At 64.1% G+C, this 2,243-nt stretch carries 1 protein-coding gene and 1 pseudogene; one reads left to right on the top strand and one right to left on the bottom strand.

Annotated elements, in window-relative coordinates; translation table 11 throughout:
• Positions 1-608: 608 nt before the first annotated feature.
• Positions 609-878, bottom strand: a pseudogene (locus tag CKO41_RS18100) (DUF1640 domain-containing protein); the annotation flags it as partial.
• Positions 879-937: 59 nt separating this feature from the next.
• Here CKO41_RS18100 and CKO41_RS18105 point away from each other — a divergent pair.
• A complete protein-coding gene (locus CKO41_RS18105) occupies positions 938-1,870 on the top strand; it encodes an Rpn family recombination-promoting nuclease/putative transposase (RefSeq protein ID WP_200383268.1) in 933 nt (310 codons plus the stop codon).
• Positions 1,871-2,243 lie beyond the last annotated feature (373 nt).

The raw sequence follows: 2,243 nt of genomic DNA on the forward strand, positions 1-2,243 counted from the left end.
GGGTCAGTCCTCGAAAAGTAACATCCCTGGCTCCCTTCTCCTGACCCGACCGCAAAGGCCAGCGCTTCGGCGGGCTCTCCTTTTGCCGGGTGCCATCCCGTCTCTCTCCCCACGCGGCTCCCCGTCGTGCTCGTAGAGCAGGCCTCCAGCGTCCGTCCCGCGCGCGGACGACCGCCCAGCGGACGGCTCAGAGCAGTTTTACCAGGGCCGCGATCGCGGCGACTTGGGGAAATGTGGGGAAATGGGGTCAGGTCTTGAAATACAACATTTCGGGGTGTAGGAGAGGAATGCAGGGTCCACATTGGGGACCAAACGCCGGGGTCTTGGGGCTGGTCTTGAAACAGGGACTGGAATAGGGACTGGGGTCAGAATAGGGACTGGGGTCAGGTCTTGAAATGCAGCATTTCGGGCGCGGGGGCGGGGGTCAGGCCTCGAAAAGTAACCTCCGTGGCTCCCTTCTCCTGACCCGACCGCAAAGGCCAGCGCTTCGGCGGGCTCTCCTTTTGCCGGGTGCCATCCCGTCTCTCTCCCCACGCGGCTCCCCGTCGCGCTCGTAGAGCAGGCCTCCAGCGTCCGTCCCGCGCGTGGACGAACGCCCAGCGGACGGCTCAGAGCAGTTTTACCAGGGCCGCGATCGCGGCGACTTGGGCGAACATCAGCGGCACGATCCACTTGAGCAGATCGACCTTGGTACGGGCGACCTCGGCGCGAACCTGCTCGATGTCGAGCTTGAGCTCGGCACGGACCCGCTCGATCTCCTTCTGCAGGCGCAGCTCGCTCTCGCGCACATGGCCTTGGGTGGCCAATTCCGGAAGATGGGGGTAGCGCTCTTCCAAGCGCTCGAAGGCCTCGGCGATGACGCGCGCCCGTGCACGCTCCTACATATTGTGCATCGACGCCGCTTGTCACGACGCCGCGTGCCGGCTAGGCTCAGGGCATGTATCGCCCAATCGATCCCAAGGTCGACTGCGTCTTCAAGACGCTCTTTGGCTCGGAGGACCACAGCGAGCTGCTCATCGATTTTCTCAACGCTCTGCTCGGCGATGAGCTGCCGGCGCCGGTCACCGCGGTCGACATCCTCAATCCTTACAACGAGCGGGAAACGCTCGACGACAAGCTGACGATCGTCGATGTCAAGGCGCGCGACGCGCAACGGCGTCTCTTCCAGGTGGAGATCCAGCTCCTCGTCTTCCCGGAGCTGAGCACGCGCATCCTCTACGCTTGGGCCGATCTCTACAGCCAACAGCTGCAAAGCGGCCAGGATTACAGCGAGCTGCAACCGACCTATACGATCTGGCTCCTCGACCAGACCTTGTTCACGGCCCGTGCGGAGTACGCTCATCGTTTCACGCTGCGCGACGAGCTGGGGCGCGGGCTGCTCGACCACGGTTCCATCCGCCTCTTCGAGCTGAGTAAATTCGCCGTCGAGCGGGTCGAAACCGACACCGAGCGCTGGCTGGCCTTCCTGAAGGACGGCGAGCGACTCGATCCCGACCATCTACCGGAGTGGATGCACTCCCCGATCATGAGGCACGCCATGAGCACCCTGAACGCCTTCTCCGAGAAAGAACGCGATTATCACCGCTACCAGTCACGCCAAGAGGCGTTGCGTCAGCAGCGGGCAATCCAGCGCGCGCTGGATGAGGCACGAGAGAACACGCGGGCCGCGATGCAGGCGACGGAAGCGGAACGCCAGGCCAAGGAAGCGGAACGTCAGGCCAAGGAAGCGGAACGTCAGGCCAAGGAAGCGGAACGTCAGGCCAAGGAAGCGGAACGCCAGGCCAAGGAGGCTGCGCTGCAAGCCAGAGAGGAGGCCCTCGCCGAGGTCGCGCGCCTCAAGGCGCTTCTGAGTCAGCGAGACGCCCATTGACGCCAAGGAGTGCACAGGAATGGGGTCACAGGAATGGGGTCAGGAATGGGGTCAGGTCTTGAAATGCAACATTTCGGGCTGTAGGAGAAGACTGCAGGGTCCAGGACCAAACGGCGGGCCGTGACGGTGTTCGGGTTGTCTTCTCCGCCGACCGGCCGGCGCGAGGGGGCCGGGGTCAGGTCTCGAAAAGTAACATCCCTGGCTCCCTTCTCCTGATCCGACCGCAAAGGCCAGCGCTTCGGCGGTCTCTCCTTTTGCCGGGTACCATCCCGTCTCTCTCCCCACGCGGCTCCCCGTCGCGCTCGTAGAGCAGGCCTCCAGCGTCCGTTCCGCGCGGGGACGAACGCCCAGCGGCTCAGAGCAGTTTCACCAG

It is taken from the genome of Thiococcus pfennigii, assembly GCF_016583835.1.
Classification (GTDB): domain Bacteria; phylum Pseudomonadota; class Gammaproteobacteria; order Chromatiales; family Chromatiaceae; genus Thiococcus; species Thiococcus pfennigii.